Origin of the sequence: Acinetobacter sp. FL (genome assembly GCF_040744925.1) — a bacterium.
Taxonomy (GTDB): domain Bacteria; phylum Pseudomonadota; class Gammaproteobacteria; order Pseudomonadales; family Moraxellaceae; genus Acinetobacter; species Acinetobacter radioresistens.
In genome coordinates this window covers 3,157,445-3,172,918 of the sequence record NZ_CP160437.1, presented here as the reverse complement: position 1 = coordinate 3,172,918, position 15,474 = coordinate 3,157,445, and the positions used below count along the sequence as shown (strand labels likewise).

16 protein-coding genes are annotated in these 15,474 nt (G+C 42.8%); 8 read left to right on the top strand and 8 right to left on the bottom strand.

The features are described from left to right. Window positions 1-659 precede the first annotated feature (659 nt). The 5 genes from rpmH (at window position 660) to mnmE (ending at window position 4,765) form a co-directional block, all read left to right on the top strand. On the top strand, window positions 660-794 hold the full coding sequence (gene rpmH, locus ABZP31_RS14860; RefSeq protein ID WP_000831329.1) for a 50S ribosomal protein L34: 135 nt from the start codon (window positions 660-662) through the stop codon (window positions 792-794). A 31-nt stretch (window positions 795-825) separates the two neighbouring features. Then, a complete protein-coding gene (rnpA, locus tag ABZP31_RS14855) occupies window positions 826-1,218 on the top strand; it encodes a ribonuclease P protein component (protein ID WP_017401113.1) in 393 nt (130 codons plus the stop codon). Window positions 1,219-1,226: 8 nt separating this feature from the next. Further along, entirely contained in the window at window positions 1,227-1,547 is a 321-nt protein-coding gene (yidD, locus tag ABZP31_RS14850) for a membrane protein insertion efficiency factor YidD (protein ID WP_017401114.1), read from the top strand. Between the two features lie 5 nt (window positions 1,548-1,552). Continuing rightward, window positions 1,553-3,307: a membrane protein insertase YidC gene (gene yidC, locus ABZP31_RS14845; protein ID WP_005023828.1), complete on the top strand. Its 1,755-nt coding sequence runs from the start codon at window positions 1,553-1,555 to the stop codon at window positions 3,305-3,307. Between the two features lie 102 nt (window positions 3,308-3,409). Next, window positions 3,410-4,765 carry a tRNA uridine-5-carboxymethylaminomethyl(34) synthesis GTPase MnmE gene (gene mnmE, locus ABZP31_RS14840; RefSeq protein WP_348907627.1) on the top strand — a complete coding sequence of 452 codons (1,356 nt, stop codon included), beginning with the start codon at window positions 3,410-3,412 and terminating at the stop codon, window positions 4,763-4,765. A 347-nt stretch (window positions 4,766-5,112) separates the two neighbouring features. On the opposite strand, the gene ABZP31_RS14835 is transcribed toward mnmE, so the two are convergent. Both ABZP31_RS14835 and ABZP31_RS14830 read right to left on the bottom strand, forming a co-directional pair. Further along, the gene (locus ABZP31_RS14835; RefSeq protein WP_005404705.1) at window positions 5,113-6,285 is read right to left on the bottom strand and encodes an MFS transporter; all 1,173 of its coding nucleotides are present in this window, start codon (window positions 6,283-6,285) and stop codon (window positions 5,113-5,115) included. Window positions 6,286-6,430: 145 nt separating this feature from the next. Beyond that, window positions 6,431-6,694, bottom strand: coding sequence for a metal/formaldehyde-sensitive transcriptional repressor (locus ABZP31_RS14830; RefSeq protein WP_005023836.1), 264 nt, complete (start codon window positions 6,692-6,694; stop codon window positions 6,431-6,433). A gap of 53 nt (window positions 6,695-6,747) precedes the next feature. Between ABZP31_RS14830 and dmeF the strand changes: the two genes are divergently transcribed. Then, complete coding sequence (gene dmeF / locus ABZP31_RS14825) at window positions 6,748-7,677, top strand: CDF family Co(II)/Ni(II) efflux transporter DmeF (protein WP_367156851.1); 930 nt, start codon at window positions 6,748-6,750, stop codon at window positions 7,675-7,677. Window positions 7,678-7,775: 98 nt separating this feature from the next. Then, on the top strand, window positions 7,776-8,489 hold the full coding sequence (locus ABZP31_RS14820; RefSeq protein ID WP_017401117.1) for a DsbC family protein: 714 nt from the start codon (window positions 7,776-7,778) through the stop codon (window positions 8,487-8,489). A 58-nt stretch (window positions 8,490-8,547) separates the two neighbouring features. On the opposite strand, the gene ABZP31_RS14815 is transcribed toward ABZP31_RS14820, so the two are convergent. The 4 genes from ABZP31_RS14815 to ABZP31_RS14800 form a co-directional block, all read right to left on the bottom strand. Next, window positions 8,548-8,817 carry a GlsB/YeaQ/YmgE family stress response membrane protein gene (locus ABZP31_RS14815; protein ID WP_005017546.1) on the bottom strand — a complete coding sequence of 90 codons (270 nt, stop codon included), beginning with the start codon at window positions 8,815-8,817 and terminating at the stop codon, window positions 8,548-8,550. A gap of 206 nt (window positions 8,818-9,023) precedes the next feature. Continuing rightward, window positions 9,024-9,551 (bottom strand): hypoxanthine phosphoribosyltransferase, encoded by a 528-nt coding sequence (gene hpt, locus ABZP31_RS14810; RefSeq protein ID WP_005017552.1) that lies wholly within the window; start codon window positions 9,549-9,551, stop codon window positions 9,024-9,026. A gap of 216 nt (window positions 9,552-9,767) precedes the next feature. After that, window positions 9,768-11,093, bottom strand: a complete 1,326-nt coding sequence (guaD, locus tag ABZP31_RS14805; RefSeq protein WP_017401118.1) for a guanine deaminase — start codon at window positions 11,091-11,093, stop codon at window positions 9,768-9,770. A 122-nt stretch (window positions 11,094-11,215) separates the two neighbouring features. Then, window positions 11,216-12,172 (bottom strand): TerC family protein, encoded by a 957-nt coding sequence (locus tag ABZP31_RS14800; protein WP_005017558.1) that lies wholly within the window; start codon window positions 12,170-12,172, stop codon window positions 11,216-11,218. 385 nt (window positions 12,173-12,557) lie between these two features. Between ABZP31_RS14800 and ABZP31_RS14795 the strand changes: the two genes are divergently transcribed. Continuing rightward, window positions 12,558-12,839, top strand: a complete 282-nt coding sequence (locus ABZP31_RS14795; protein ID WP_005017561.1) for a GNAT family N-acetyltransferase — start codon at window positions 12,558-12,560, stop codon at window positions 12,837-12,839. A 57-nt stretch (window positions 12,840-12,896) separates the two neighbouring features. On the opposite strand, the gene ABZP31_RS14790 is transcribed toward ABZP31_RS14795, so the two are convergent. Both ABZP31_RS14790 and ABZP31_RS14785 read right to left on the bottom strand, forming a co-directional pair. Next, on the bottom strand, window positions 12,897-14,414 hold the full coding sequence (locus tag ABZP31_RS14790; protein WP_248134735.1) for a 3-hydroxyacyl-CoA dehydrogenase: 1,518 nt from the start codon (window positions 14,412-14,414) through the stop codon (window positions 12,897-12,899). 15 nt (window positions 14,415-14,429) lie between these two features. Beyond that, entirely contained in the window at window positions 14,430-15,203 is a 774-nt protein-coding gene (locus tag ABZP31_RS14785) for an enoyl-CoA hydratase (RefSeq protein WP_367156850.1), read from the bottom strand. Between the last annotated feature and the right edge of the window lie 271 nt (window positions 15,204-15,474).

Here is a 15,474-nt window from a genome sequence, read left to right as displayed (position 1 = left end):
GTGAATCCCCTATCTTCATGTTTTAAATTTAAATTGAACTACAGCACCCCTTGCGAGGGGTGGCCATTCTAACCAAGTTATCCACATCTGTCATGGGTCATTTCTAAAGTTTTGGCCAAAAAAGAAACTTTCTGTTTTAAATTTGAATTTAAACCACATGTGGATAAAGTTTTCCATAACCTGTGGATAAAATATATCACAAAGTTATCCACAATTCATATAAATTATAAAAACATAGTTATCCACAATATAATCATATGATATTAGAATATAAAAGTATCATTTCCACAGAAAAAAGCCGCTCTAATAATAATAAATTTAAATTTTAAAATTTGAATTTAATAATAACGATGCAATCTGGTGTGGATAACTTAACTTACAATGAATTTAAATTCAAAACCAGTAGCCTAATTCAGAAATACAAAATATTGTTTATAAAACTGTGGATATTTTTAGTTTTTAAATAAATGTATTTTAAAATAAATGGTTTATATTGTGTATAAGTTTTAAATTTTATCTCTCTCATTTTTATATTTGTATATTTCTCTATTCTTGGAATTACAATCAAAATTGAACAAAAGACGGGTTTTCATTGACAGCGTAAAGATTGCACAATACAATCGCGAACCTTTATAGAAAGATCATTTTGGAGTTTCGACATGAAACGTACATTCCAACCATCTGAATTAAAGCGTAAGCGCGTTCATGGTTTCCGTGCTCGTATGGCTACTAAAGCTGGTCGTCAAGTATTAGCTCGCCGTCGTGCCAAAGGTCGTCACAGCTTAACTGTTTAATTTCAGTTTAAGTTTAAACGACTTGGGTGTCATGACACTTTATAGCTTCAGCACAGCTGTACGTATCCGCTGTGCTGCAGATTACAAAAGTGTGTTTGATGGTGCGCTTTTTAAAGTGCATCAACCCCACTTCTTATTTCTTGCCAGACCGACCGAATTGCATTATAGCCGTTTGGGTATTGTTGTGGCCAAGAAAAAAGTGCGTCGTGCACATGAAAGAAATCGGATAAAACGACTTGCTCGCGAAAGTTTTCGCCTGCATCAGCAGCAACTGGAATTATTAGATATCGTAGTAATGCCTAAATTAGGTATAGAAGATATTTCTAATGCCGAGTTGCACCAGCAATTACAGATAGCTTGGCAAAAGTTACAACGCCAGGTTAAAAAACACCGAAAAATAGCTGTTTCTTCCTCACAAAACTAGAGATACCAATGAGACGTTTATTGCATTGGTTGATACGTTTCTATCAAATTGCGATTAGTCCGCTGCTTGGACCTCGTTGTCGTTATATTCCAACTTGTTCTCAATATTCGTTAGAAGCCATTCATGCGCATGGCGCGATGCGTGGTGTGTGGTTGGCCGGTAAACGTATCTGTCGCTGTCATCCGTGGGGTGGTTCTGGCTATGATCCTGTTCCCCCAAAAGCAATTCGTTTTATTTCATTTCAGCAAATAGATTCTCAAACCTTTCACGTTGCTGTACCCTTTCGTGATCGTTTTTTGAATCAAAATCACTCTAACCACTTGGGGTAATAGATATGCAACAATGGGCCAGGTTTGCAATTCTCGGGGCCATGTTTGTCGTCGCATATTTGCTCATTTTGGCGTGGCAAAAAGATTATGGTCATGCAGAGACAGCGCCGCAGCAACAGGCAGTCGTTTCGCATGAAGTATCTGCAGATTTGCCAAATAGCCAAGCGGCATCAGCTTCTTCTGATGTACCGCAAGCAAATATTGCAACGCCACAAGCAACAGATGTAACTGCACCTGTAAATCAGCAGCTGATTTCAGTACAGACTGACCTCTATCATCTTTTGATCAATCCAAAAGGTGGGGATATTGTACGAATTGAATTACTGAATCATGACAAGAATAAAGACAGCGATCAGCCGTTTGTCATGCTGGAAAGTGATGCCAAGCGTACCTATGTCGCACAATCTGGTCTGATTGGACTCAATGGTCCAGACAGTAACCGTAGCGGCCGCCCGGTATATGAGGTTGAAAAAACTTCTTATGACTTGCTTAAAGATGCTCAGACTGTCAGTAAAGATAATGGTAAAGCAGTAAAAGTACTGACTATACCAATGGTCTACAAGACTGCCGATGGTGTAGAGATTATTAAGACCTTTACCTTTAAGCAGGGCGAATACCCGATCGTGGTCAACCATAAAGTGGTGAACCGTAGTCAGCAAAACTGGCAGGGTCAGATGTTTGGCCAGATCAAACGTGATAATTCTGAAGATCCTGGTAAGTCTGATCAAGGGATCTTTACGCTGGGTACCTTCCTGGGCGGTGCCTGGGGCACACCAGAAGAGCATTACAACAAGCTCAAGTTTGATAATTTTAATGATGAAAAGCTGAATGTTGATGCAAAGGGTGGCTGGATTGCTGTAGTACAGCATTACTTTGTGAGTGCCTGGATTCCGGGTCAGCTTAAACTGACTCAAGCCAATGGACAGCCATATGCTGCCAAGCTCGAATCACGCAAATCAGCTGATGATATGAATATCATTAGTTTTACTTCGCCAACTATCAATGTGCCAGCCGGTACGGTTGCTGAAGTAGATGCAACCTTCTACTCAGGTCCAAAGATTCAGTCCGAGCTTAAAGATCTGGCAGTAGGTTTGAACCAGACTGTAGATTATGGCTGGTTATGGCCAATTGCTAAATTATTGTTCCTGGGTCTGCAGTTCTTCCATAACATTGTCGGTAACTGGGGTTGGTCAATTATCCTGCTGACTATACTGGTTAAACTTATTCTTTGGCCACTATCGTCCAAGAGCTATCGCTCTATGGCGAAAATGCGGGTAATTGCACCAGAAATGCAGCGCATGAAAGAAGAGTTCGGTGAAGACCGTATGCGTTTCTCTCAGGAAATGATGGCACTCTACAAGCGTGAGCAGGTTAATCCTCTCTCAGGCTGTTTGCCGCTCTTGCTGCAAATGCCAATTTTCCTTGCCCTATACTGGGTATTGATGGAAAGTGTAGAACTGCGTCATGCGCCATGGTTCGGCTGGATTCAGGATTTGTCGGCGATGGATCCGTGGTTTATTCTGCCGTTAGTCATGGGTCTGACCATGTTTACTCAGCAATCACTGAATCCGCAGCCAGCTGATCCAATGCAGGCAAAAGTCTTTAAGATCATGCCGATCATTTTCACTGTATTTATGCTGTTCTTCCCAGCAGGACTAGTACTGTACTGGATTGTCAACAACAGTATCACTATCTTGCAGCAATGGTTTATTAACCGGAGCGTGAAGAAAGAACGTGAAAATGGTGTTGAAGTGATTTAATAATCCATTCAGCTCACTTGATCGATGCTGAATAAATCCGTCCAAGATGATAATCTTGGACGGATTTTCTTTTGCTGTTTTTAAAATTTTTAGGTGATCAATATGCTCAACTCCACCACAATTGCTGCGATAGCGACTCCACCTGGCCGTGGTGGTGTTGGGGTAATTCGCCTCTCAGGTCCGAAAGCCTATATGATTGCCGAACAGTTAACCCAGCGCTCTTTACCAAAAGCCCGCATGGCAGCTTTTCGACAGTTTTATGATGCAGAGCAGCAGGTAATGGATGAGGGATTGGTTATCTGTTTTCCAAATCCCTATTCATTTACGGGAGAAGATGTTGTTGAGCTACAGGGTCATGGTGGACCGGTAATTCAAAATGCCCTGCTCTCCCGACTATTCGAGCTGGGTGCCATAGCGGCCAAGGCTGGCGAGTTTTCCATGCGTGCCTTTGAAAATGGCAAACTTGATCTGGTACAGGCCGAAGCCATTGCTGATCTGATTGATGCCACGTCACAGGCAGCTGCACGCTCGGCAGTACGTTCTTTACAAGGTGCTTTTTCTGTTAAGGTGAATTCTGTATTAGAGAAGCTTATTCATTTACGTTTACATGTAGAAGCGGCGATTGATTTTCCTGAAGAAGAAATTGATTTTCTCGCTGACGGAAAAATTCTCAAGCTGCTGGATGATGTTGCCAGTTCAGTTACGCTGGTACAGCAATCTGCACGTCAGGGCCAGTTACTGCGAGAAGGATTACAGGTGGTCATTGCCGGAAAACCAAATGCCGGTAAGTCTTCGCTCTTAAATGCATTGGCAGGCAATGACCGCGCTATTGTTACTGATATTGCCGGAACAACCCGTGATGTACTGCATGAAAAGATTAGTCTGAACGGGCTACCCATTACGCTCACAGATACAGCAGGTTTACGTGAAACCGGTGATATTGTAGAACAAGAAGGGATACGTCGCGCAATTAAGGAAATTGAACAGGCTGATTTACTGTTACTGGTCTATGATTTGAGCCAAGGTGAAGATCCTTTAAAATTAGCCCAGAATTATTTTGCTGAACATCTGGAGCCTAAGCGGCTTATGTTAATTGGAAATAAGTGTGACCTCATTGGGGTCCAGCCAGAAGCAGGACAATATCAGGGTTTTCGTCATATCAGTGTATCTGCAAAAATGGAAACCGGCGTCCAGATGCTCATAGAAGCGATTACAGACCATGCCGGCTTCCAACCAGAAGAAGATACCTTTATTGCCCGAACACGGCATCTGGACGCAATGAAGCGTACACAGGCATATCTGGCTGAGGCACGTGAGCAGCTTACAGATTTTCATGCAGGTGAGCTGGTAGCCGAATCATTACGGCTGGCCCAAAATGCTTTAAGTGAAATTACTGGTGAATTTAGCGCCGATGACCTGCTTGGGAAAATTTTCGGATCTTTCTGTATCGGGAAATAGTTCAAAAGCAAGTGAACTCATTATCAATAAATTGATAAGTTATTTAAGCCGGTCTTAGGACTCTTTATAGAGAATTAAAACCCTACCTTCATCAGAGTTGGCCGGCTTTTAATCTCTATTAATAATTTGCCAGAATTTTTATAAAAAGTATAAGCAATGAGCTAAATTTTAATATTAGTAACTCCAAGACTTAATAGAAAATTTTACCTGAATCAGGTCTAGATAAAATTTATGGAATTCCAAATATCTAAATAATATTTCCAGTGAAAATGATTAAAATATAATAAATTAAGCTGATTTAGGATTTGATGACTGCTCCATTCTGCTAAGCCATAAAGTTCAGGTAGTCATGATGAAACTATTTTTTTAGGCCAGAGTAATAAGGCCAGACAGAGCAGCGCTATGCTTGCACAGAAACTCAGTACCCCGAATGTTAATCCAAAATGATCAGCCAGATAGCCTACGGCAATAATTGGTACAATTGTGCCCAGATAACCGATAAAAAGATAAGTTGACATAACCGCAGCACGATTACGTTCATGAGTCATGCTGTGAATCAGACCAAATGCACCCATTAACCCTAACCCATGCCCTGCGCCGACCAGAAGGTCACTGATGAAAAATAGCGGGCTCCATTGCGAAATCATACACAAGGCCAGTAAGATCAGGCTGAACATTAATGTACCCACACCCAGATTCAGACTTTTAATGGGTGACAGTGAGCGTGCAAAAAACTGTACAACAGCAGAGGTAAGTAAAATACTGGCAATTGCACTGCCACTTACCAGCGGGCCATGCCATGGAATTAAATCTTTCACAAAAGAAGGTGACAGTGAAGCAAATAAACTAAAAGCACCAAAAGCACTAAAGGCAGTCAGGCCGGCAATAAAAAACAGGGTCTTGTAATGTGACTCAGGAATTTCCAGATGTGGCGCTATAGAAAAATTCTGCCGTTCGAATTGAGGTGATTCAAGGCGGGCCAAACCTAACAGGCAAAGGAAAGCTACCACAATCACCGGCAAATAAGGACTTATAAGAGGCTGATCAGAAAACTGGGCAATCAGTCCTCCAATAAAGGGCCCAAGCCCGAAACCAATCACAGTAATCACTGAACTGAGTTGCGGTGCATAAAGTTTATGTTGATCAGGAATCGTCGTAATCAGGCCAAGCATGGCTGAGGTACTAATCAGTCCAGAAGCAATCCCGATCACAAATCGTCCTGCCATCAACCAGTAAATATCAACGGCAACTGCAGAAAGTGCCAATCCACAAATCACGATGACTAAACCGATTTGCAGTGTACGGAGAAAACCCAAACTATTACTAGTACGACCAAAGAACAGTAAAGTGGCAAGACAGCCAAACATATAGGCGACGAAAATATAAGTAATGTGACTTGGCAGTAAATGCCATATTTGCTGGTAAATCGGATAAAGCGGGCTAGCGAGCGCTGTTCCAATGGTACCAGTACATAAGGCAAGGCTTACCATAAGAAATGGATGCCAAGATTGTTGTTTCATAAATGAAAAGATCAGGTCGTAAGCAGGAATAAAGCTGATAGTAGCCTGAAGCCTTCGAAAAATCGAAAGTAAATAAGTAACCTGGATTAGTGCCTGTCATAAATCTGGGACATTACTATTTAGATAGCCAAGATCTATGGCCAAATCAGGTATAACGCTTAAGCAACCTGAGAAACTCGGCCAGTTCCTTTTCATTATCATCATTTTGTTTGATTACATGTTCACGTAGATGAGATTCAATCAGCTCGTTCATCAGGCCATTTACTGCACCTTTTATAGCTGCCACCTGCTGTAATACTTCAATGCAGCTTTTATCTTCTTGCTGCAACGCAGTTTCTACAGCTTGAAGCTGCCCTTGAAGCCGCTTGACCCGATTTAAAATCTTCTTGTCCTGATGTAAATGACCCATGCATGACCTCTAAAAATAATTATACTAGGGGGGAGTATATGGAATAAACTGTTATGCAAAATTTTAACCTATCCCGACACCATAAACACCAGTTTGATCAGGGGAATCCGCTAGCCCAGAAACGAATCCTGTGGGCTACACTGTTAACCGGTTTCATGATGCTACTCGAAATAAGTGGTGGCTGGCTATTTAACTCTATGGCTTTACTGGCTGATGGCTGGCATATGAGTTCACATATGTTGGCTTTGGGGCTCGCTTATCTGGCTTACCGCGCGGCGCGCCACTATGCAAATGACCAGCGTTTCAGTTTTGGAACCTGGAAAATCGAAATTCTGGCAGGCTACAGTAGCGCCATTTTATTGATTGTTGTAGCTTTATATATGGCGGTTCATTCAGTTGAACGTCTGATTTTTCCGGTTGCTATTCACTATAATGAAGCAATTCCGATCGCAGTACTCGGCCTATTGGTAAATCTGCTTTGTGCCTGGCTCTTGCATGATCATACTGACCATCACCATCACCATCACCATCATGAACATGAACATCGTAAGCATAGTCATGATTTAAATCAAAAAGCTGCTTTCTTGCATGTGGTTGCTGATGCGGTGACATCGGTTTTCGCTATTATTGCGCTTCTGGCTGGAAAATATTTCGGCTGGGCCTTTCTGGATGCCGTCTTGGGAGTTGCTGGTGCTGTATTGGTAGCGCGCTGGGCCTGGGGACTTATAAGAGATACAGGCCGAACCTTGCTGGATGCAGAAATGGATCATCCGGTAGTCGCTGAGATTCGTGAGGTTATTGTCGGTTTACCAGTACAAGTAGAAATTACTGATCTGCATGTGTGGAAAGTAGGCCGTGGAAAATTTGCCTGTATTTTGGCTTTGGAAACCCAAGATGACTTGAATGCTGATCAGGTTCGTGATGCATTAAGTATTCATGAGGAAGTGGTGCATATTTCGGTTGAAATCAATATGCCATTGTAGATGTTCCACGTGAAACCTTCCTTAGTTAGTTAAAATATTTTGTTAAAAATATGTTTAAAAAGAGCCAAAAGATTAGAATCAGGCAGGATTAACCTAAAATGAGCCATCCACGCATGAAAAAATTATTAATGCTAGCGCTAGCTGGAATACTCAGTAGTAGCTGCTTTGCCAATGTAGAGTCAGTACAGAATAATTTAAAGCAGCATTATCCTAACCTGAAATTTGAGCAGATTCAGTCTACTGAGATGAATGGAATCTATAGTGCAGTGCTAGATGGCCAAGTAGTTTACGTGGGTGAAGAAGCCAATCATATTCTGGTTGGTTCCATGATACGTCTTAAGGATCAGCAGAATCTAACCAAAGATCTGGTGCTTAAGCAAAATAGTATTGACTGGAAACAGCTGCCTTTACAGGATGCGATTAAAATAGTGCGAGGCAGCGGCAAGCGTCAACTTGCTGTTTTTTCTGACCCAAATTGTCCATATTGCAAAAAGCTTGAGACTGAGCTTGCCAAACTTAATAATGTGACGATTTATAGTTTTATTTATCCGATCAAACCACAGTCGGTAAAACCGGCTAAACAGGTATGGTGTTCGGATAGCCGTACAGTGGCTTGGCAAAACCTGTTAGTTAAAGGAATACAGCCCACTGCCAATACCAATTGCACTAATCCGATTGAGCGGAATTTGAGTCTGGGAAAATCACTGGGCTTGCAAGGTACTCCGGCAATCATTTTCTCAAACGGTTTTAAACTGATGGGGGCTTATCCGGCGGAACAGATTGAACAGGCTTGGCAGGAATTTGGCTTATAAGCTATAGCCATAAAAAAGCACCGGAAACGGTGCTTTTTTATTTTAATTTTTAAATTATTTAAGGATGATGATTTACACGTGAACGCTTGGTAATCATGTTATAAATAAACAGGATGATCAATGCACCCACGACTGATGCAATAAAGCCTGCAGCCGAGTTTTCATCATAAAGGCCGAGCATACGGCCACCATAGGTAGCCACCAGTGCACCAGCGATCCCTAATAAAGTGGTAACGATAAAGCCTGCCTTGTCATTACCTGGGTGAATTGCCCGTGCAATTAGCCCTGCAATGAAACCGACGATAATAGCAACAATAAGTGACCACATACGCGTTCTCCTTCTTATCTTTTCTGATGTGATGTCTGGAACATGTACGCTTATTATCATTGAGCACGTATCAAATTTTAAAAAGTGCCATAATGCTACTTCCTGTTGAGTTTTTGTGCCGCTAGGGCATCAATACGATAAAACTGCTAAAGAACGTATAAAAAAAGTGGCCATAGGCCACTTTTAAGTATCAGGAATTTAGAAAACTAAAGACCAATTTCCCCAATAAAAGGAATGTGTCGATACTTCTGGTCATAATCCAGACCATAGCCAACAATAAATTTATCTTCTACTTCAAAGCCTAAAAATTTGACTTCAAGTTCAATTTCACGGCGTGACGGTTTGCTTACCAAGGTGCAGAGTTCGATTGAATTAGGATTACGGGTTTGCAGAATTTCCAGAACTTTACTCAGGGTATTGCCTGAGTCGATGATATCCTCGACTACCAGAACATCTTTACCCCGGATTTCCCCGTCCAGATCTTTCAGGATTTTTACATCACGACTTGAAGTAGTGCCTCCCCCATAACTGGAGACGGTCATAAAGTCCAGTTCATGTGGTTTATGAATGGCACGGCATAAATCTGCCATGAAAATGACCGAGCCACGTAACAGTCCGATCAGAACCAGTTCCCGGTCACTTTGTGCATAGTGAGCATCAATTTTTGCACCAAGCTCTTTGACTTTTGCCTGAATCTCTTCAGCAGAAATCAATACGCTCATTTCAATGGTCATGGGCAGATCCCTAAAAACGAGTAAAATGGAAAAATAAAAAAGGTGTTGACCTGCAACACCTCGAATAGGGAAATTTTAATGCAATTTTTCATTCTGTGCATCCTTTTCAGAAGCCAGAATGTGAATTATCTGTTAGTTGAGGGCTGATCAGACTTGAGCAGAACTGCACAGGCTAAAGCCAATACTCCCCATTTAAAAAGACTACTACCAGGAACTCTAGACTGGTTCTGCTTTGCTGTAGGCCTTTTGTCCATAGATATAGGTTGCTTCAACATTACGATCATCTCCTAATGTAAACAGGGCAAATAGGCTGTCTTCTAGTCCCTTGCTATGTTCCTGACGCAGTTTCTGTAAAGCTGTTGCCTTCAGGTCGAGTACTATAAAGTCAGCTTCTTTACCTAAATCGAAATTGCCCAGTTTGTCCTCTAGGTTCAATGCACGTGCGCCCCCCAGTGTAGCGTGGTAGAAAGCTTCAAGCGCAGAGAGCTTGTTGCCCTGTAACTGCTGGACTTTATATGCTTCATTGGCTGTCTGTAACAGGCTGAATGATGTACCTGCACCAATATCAGTCCCGAGGCCAACCTTTACCTGTTTTTGCCAGGTTTTAGACAATGGAAACAGCCCGCTTCCTAAAAACAGGTTTGATGTTGGGCAGAATGCGATTGCAGATTTACTCTGGTGCAGACAGTCCCATTCCTGCTCCTGCAGATGAACACAATGTGCAAATACACTGCGTTCTCCAGTCAGGCCGTAATGGTGATAAACCCCCAGGTAACCCTGCTGCTCAGGGAACAATTCTTTTACCCAAGCAATTTCATCCAGATTTTCACTCAAATGGGTATGTATATAGACATCCGGAAATTCTGTTTTTAATTTTCCCGCCAGCTGCAATTGTTCCGGTGTAGAGGTAGGCGCAAAACGTGGTGTAATAGCATAGAGTGCCCGGCCCTTGCCATGCCATTTTTCAATCAGTGCCCTGCTATCTTCATAGCTGCTCTGGGCCGTGTCACAAAGTGCCTCGGGCGCATTACGGTCCATCATGACCTTACCTGCAATGAGCCGCATCTGGTACTGTGCTGCCTGCTCAAATAATGCATCTACTGATTGTGGATGCACCGTACAGAAAACCAATGCAGTGGTGGTTCCATTTCTAAGCAGTTCTTCTACAAAAAAATGGGCAATCTTGCTGGCATGTTCAGGATTTTCAAACTGCATTTCAGCCGGAAACGTATAAGTATTAAGCCAGCTCAGCAGTTGCTCGCCATATGCACCAACCATTTCACTTTGCGGATAATGTATATGCGTGTCAATAAAGCCAGGAACAATCAACTGTTCAGGATAATGTTCTACCAGAATACCGGCAGGTAATTGGGTCTGGCCCTCCTGCCACGGGCCAAACCAGACTATTTTCCCCTGTTCTGTAATCAGCAGGCCATCTTCTAAATAGCGGACCTGATGAGCCAGATCGGTAGGCTGGGCTACAATCTGCCGAATATCTAGAAAACGCCCGCGAATGGCTGTGGAAATGGGAAGTGAAGACATGGTTAAAACCTGCAAGTTATACTTTTTTCAACCGATTTTAACCGTAACTCTCAGCGACTGTATACCGTTATAATGCGTAAAACGGTTAAGTCAGAGTCTTAACCGTTTAAGCTATCTGTGGACTATTGTGGTAGCTGCTTTTGGTTATAACGGTATGACATCCAGCCGGTAATGGTGAGCACAACTGCAATAAAGCCTAGAGAAATCCAGATTGGCATATGGAATACGTCAAGCAGAAGCATTTTTGCGCCAATAAACAGCAGGATTACACCTAAACCATAAGGAAGGTAATGCATTTTTACTGCAGCACCAGATAGCAGAAAGAACATGGCACGTAAACCGAGAATCGCCATCAGGTTTGCTGTAAGAACAATAAACGGATCACTGGTGACTGCGAAGATTGCCGGAATAGAATCTACTGCAAAAATTACATCAGAGAATTCAACCAGAATCAGTACTACAAAGAGCGGCGTCAACCATAACTGGCCCTGTTTACGTACCCAGAATTTATGACCTTCGAGCTGCGGGGTAATACGAAAATGCTTACGCAGCCATTTCAGTAAGGCCATCTCTTCAATATTGGGGTCATCATCTTGCCCTTTCAGGAATTTATAGCCGGTATATACCAGGAAGGCACCGAAGATATAAAGTACCCAGGAAAACTCCTGTACCATCCATGCGCCAATAAAGATAAAAATGGTCCGCAGGATAATTGCACCCAGAACCCCGTAAAGCAGAACCTGTTTCTGCAAAGCAGGTGGAATGGCAAATGCCGAGAAAATCATCAGCCAGACAAACACATTATCAATAGCCAGCGATTTTTCCAGTAGATAACCGGTAAAGTATTCCATGGTTTTCTGGTTGGCAATTTCAATTCCGCTGTTCTGTTGCAGATAAAACCAGAGACCTGCACCAAAAATCACTGAAACGGTTACCCAGGCTGCACTCCACCACGCAGCCTGCTTCATAGGAACAGGCTGATCCTGATGCTGTCTGAAACCTAAAAAATCTACCAAAAGCATGACTGCAATTATGGCAAAAAATACCAGATACAATCCCATACTGCCGATTGATTCCATCACTATCTCCTCATCCGGCATACGGGCACAAAAAAACCTTGACCTGCTGCCAGATGTTTTTATTCATCTGTGTCAACATGATCAAGGTCTTGCCTACATCAGGGTTAGAACATCCTGATGCTCAGATACCGACTTTTTGCAAAGTGTATTGACGATATCTGACACGCAACCGAACGTTATAAAAAACTATCGGCTACGCTTGGAGGAGGCTACTCCCCTTGTCAAACTAAAATTCTGTCTCAAATAGAATGCTCTATTTGAATATGTGTAGAGTTGCACATTTTTTAACAAAGTGCAATTTAAAAAAATAACTCAAATCAACGGTAATTGTTGTCTGGATGTGGCATGTTAAAACAAATTGACAAGATTCATGAAGGAGAAAAGTATGGAAGTTCAGCATCATGAAAATGACCAGCGCGGTGCCTTTATTATTCCTGAAAATGGCGAACGCTTGGGCGAGCTGACTTATGTGTGGCAGGGTGAGGACAAATTTGCTATTGATCATACCTGGGTCAGTCCGGCAGCACGTGGCCGAGGCGTGGCACGCGAACTGCTTGATGCTGCAGTTGCTTATGCACGTGAGAAACAGGTCAAGATTATTCCAGTCTGCTCTTACGTAGCTACCATGTTTCAGCGTGAGAAAAGTTTTGCTGATGTAGCTGTCTGAGTCTTGTATCTGAACAGGTACTGCTGCTACAAGCAGTACCTGAGAGACTTTAAAGGATTATACAGTCGTGACCAATGGCAGTTTTAACTGAACACGACGGCGTAACCATGCACTCGGACGATAACGTGGATCACGGCTAATTACAGACATACGGTCCAGAATAAGCAGAATTTTATCTGCTCCCAACTTGTCGCCCCATTCAATCGGGCCATAAGGATAGCCCAGACCCATACGTACTGCAGCGTTAATATCCTCAACACTGGCCACACCCTGCTGGGCAATGTCACAGCCCAGATTGACGATCATGGCCAGTACACGCTGTGCTACGAAGCCGGTACTTTCCTGAATCATGCTAAGTGAGGTGCCATCCAGATTAAAAATGGAATGTGCTGCTGTCTTATGTTTTGAGTCAGTGATGAGGGTTGGCATAAGAGTACGATGTTTATTAAAACCGTATAGCAGGTCAATACATACTACCTGTTTCGGATTTACCTGATAGCGTAAGGCCGCAGTCGTTGCGTCTTCACCATAGCTGGCAATGAGCACTAAAGCCTGTTCAGAAGGCTCTGGACCTGTTTCTAGCATTATGCCCTGCTGTTCCAGATAATCTTTTAAAATACTCTGGTCTTTTTCAAGGTCTGCTGCAATCCAGACGGTTGGATAATGATCCAGCTTTTCTACAAAAACTGCCGGGTCTTCACCCTGCTTTTCACCAGTCGTATAGTCATAAAAACCTTTACCGGTCTTTCTGCCCAGCTGTTTGGCTATATATCGCTGCCGGGTAATAACACTTGGACGATAACGGGCTTCTTCATAGTACTGATGATAAATTGATTCGCTCACCGGATGGGAGACATCCATCCCGGTCAGGTCTACCAGTTCAAATGGACCCATTTTAAAACCGATACCATCACGGTAAATCCGGTCAAGCTCAGACACTGAAGCCACATTTTCAATCAGCATGGCATAGGCTTCACTGCCAAAAGCTCGGCCCGCATGATTAATGATAAAGCCCGGGGTATCCTGTGCTTTAACCGGATGATGACCCATTTTGACAGAGAGCTGCATGAGTGCATCTACAATATCCTCACGGGTATTGAAGCCCTGAATGACTTCGACAACTTTCATCAGCGGTACAGGGTTGAAGAAATGGTAACCTACGATCTGTTCAGGACGCTTACAGCCAGCAGCAATTGCAGTAATAGATAAAGAAGAGGTATTGGAAGCCAGAATGGTTTGTGTACCCACCAGGCTTTCCAGCTGCTGCATGAGCTGCTGCTTGACCTCAAGATTTTCAACAATTGCTTCAACAATCAGGTCACAGTTTTTGAGCTGTTCCAATTCGGTCGCTATACTAAGATGGCTCAAATCCTGATCGGCTTTTTCCTGACTGAATTTTCCTTTACTGGCCAGCGTATTTAAAGTCTTGCCGAGTTTTTCTCTGGCTTGCTCTGCAGCCCCCGCCTTGGCATCAAACAGTATTACATCGTGGCCAGATTGGATTGCAATCTGGGCAATACCTGCGCCCATAGTGCCTGTGCCAATAATTCCGATCTGCTGAATCTGAATACTCATGTTTCTATCCCTGAATTATTTACCCTGATAATTTGGTTTTCGTTTTTCAATAAAAGCCTGCATGCCTTCTTTCTGGTCTTCGGTATCAAAGAGTAACTGGAAGGATTTACGCTCTAGCGCCAGGCCCGCATGAAGAGGTACATCTTCGGCCATCAGCGCAACTTCTTTAATCTGTTCCAGCGCGACAGGAGGCAATTTAGCTATAGATTCAGCCATTTTGAGGGCAGCTGGAATCGCATTATCTTCTTCAACTAACTGGGACACCAAGCCCATTTGTAAGGCTTCTTGAGCTGGAACCAGACAGCCAGTCAATATCATGCGCATGGTCTGGAATTTGCCTACCGCACGGAACAGACGCTGGGTACCACCTGCCCCTGGCATTACACCAACTTTTACCTCTGGTTGTCCAAATACCGCTGTCTGGCTGGCAATAATAATATCTGCATGCATGGCCAGCTCACAGCCTCCACCCAAAGCATAGCCATTGACTGCAGCAATGACCGGTTTTGGACAGCTGGCAATTGCCTGCCAGTAACGCTCACTGCGACGTTGCATCATCTGAACTGCATGAGCATTTGCCAACTCTTTTAAATCTGCGCCTGCTGCAAAGTCCTGTTCTCCGCCTGTCAATACAATGGCACGAATTTCCGGGTCATCGCTGAGTTGATTAAAGATTTGTGCCAGCTGAATCCTGACCTGGGTATTTAAGGCATTTTTTGCTTCTGGACGGTGAATTTTAACTACAGCTACATAGGATTTTAAATATTCAACCTGAACGACCTGTTCCATTTTATCTCCATTGTTTCGTTATGCGGAAATATGTTTTATTAAAAATAAGTTTATTCTATAGCCAATGCAATGCTTTTTTAATAAAAACTTAGCTTAATAGGCAATCTTGGCTTCTTTGTAGTGTTTTAGGAAAAACACTTGAGCAGTTTATGGGAATATGATTTTATATTTCGTATTATGAAATAAAATTTTGGACTCATCTAAAGCTGGTTTATTTCATTAATATCCGACTCATATAAAAACTCAATTCAAGACAAAAGCTGCTGCAGTG

Bases quoted from the DNA above. Each gene is read 5' to 3' on its own strand.
- ABZP31_RS14820 (WP_017401117.1), top strand. From the start codon at position 7,776: ATGAGCCATCCACGCATGAAAAAATTATTAATGCTAGCGCTAGCTGGA.
- ABZP31_RS14800 (WP_005017558.1), bottom strand. From the start codon at position 12,172: ATGGAATCAATCGGCAGTATGGGATTGTATCTGGTATTTTTTGCCATA.
- ABZP31_RS14835 (WP_005404705.1), bottom strand. From the start codon at position 6,285: ATGAAACAACAATCTTGGCATCCATTTCTTATGGTAAGCCTTGCCTTA.
- dmeF (WP_367156851.1), top strand. From the start codon at position 6,748: ATGCAAAATTTTAACCTATCCCGACACCATAAACACCAGTTTGATCAG.
- guaD (WP_017401118.1), bottom strand. From the start codon at position 11,093: ATGTCTTCACTTCCCATTTCCACAGCCATTCGCGGGCGTTTTCTAGAT.
- yidD (WP_017401114.1), top strand. From the start codon at position 1,227: ATGAGACGTTTATTGCATTGGTTGATACGTTTCTATCAAATTGCGATT.
- yidC (WP_005023828.1), top strand. From the start codon at position 1,553: ATGCAACAATGGGCCAGGTTTGCAATTCTCGGGGCCATGTTTGTCGTC.
- rnpA (WP_017401113.1), top strand. From the start codon at position 826: ATGACACTTTATAGCTTCAGCACAGCTGTACGTATCCGCTGTGCTGCA.
- mnmE (WP_348907627.1), top strand. From the start codon at position 3,410: ATGCTCAACTCCACCACAATTGCTGCGATAGCGACTCCACCTGGCCGT.
- ABZP31_RS14795 (WP_005017561.1), top strand. From the start codon at position 12,558: ATGGAAGTTCAGCATCATGAAAATGACCAGCGCGGTGCCTTTATTATT.
- rpmH (WP_000831329.1), top strand. From the start codon at position 660: ATGAAACGTACATTCCAACCATCTGAATTAAAGCGTAAGCGCGTTCAT.
- ABZP31_RS14815 (WP_005017546.1), bottom strand. From the start codon at position 8,817: ATGTGGTCACTTATTGTTGCTATTATCGTCGGTTTCATTGCAGGGCTA.
- ABZP31_RS14790 (WP_248134735.1), bottom strand. From the start codon at position 14,414: ATGAGTATTCAGATTCAGCAGATCGGAATTATTGGCACAGGCACTATG.
- ABZP31_RS14785 (WP_367156850.1), bottom strand. From the start codon at position 15,203: ATGGAACAGGTCGTTCAGGTTGAATATTTAAAATCCTATGTAGCTGTA.
- hpt (WP_005017552.1), bottom strand. From the start codon at position 9,551: ATGACCATTGAAATGAGCGTATTGATTTCTGCTGAAGAGATTCAGGCA.
- ABZP31_RS14830 (WP_005023836.1), bottom strand. From the start codon at position 6,694: ATGGGTCATTTACATCAGGACAAGAAGATTTTAAATCGGGTCAAGCGG.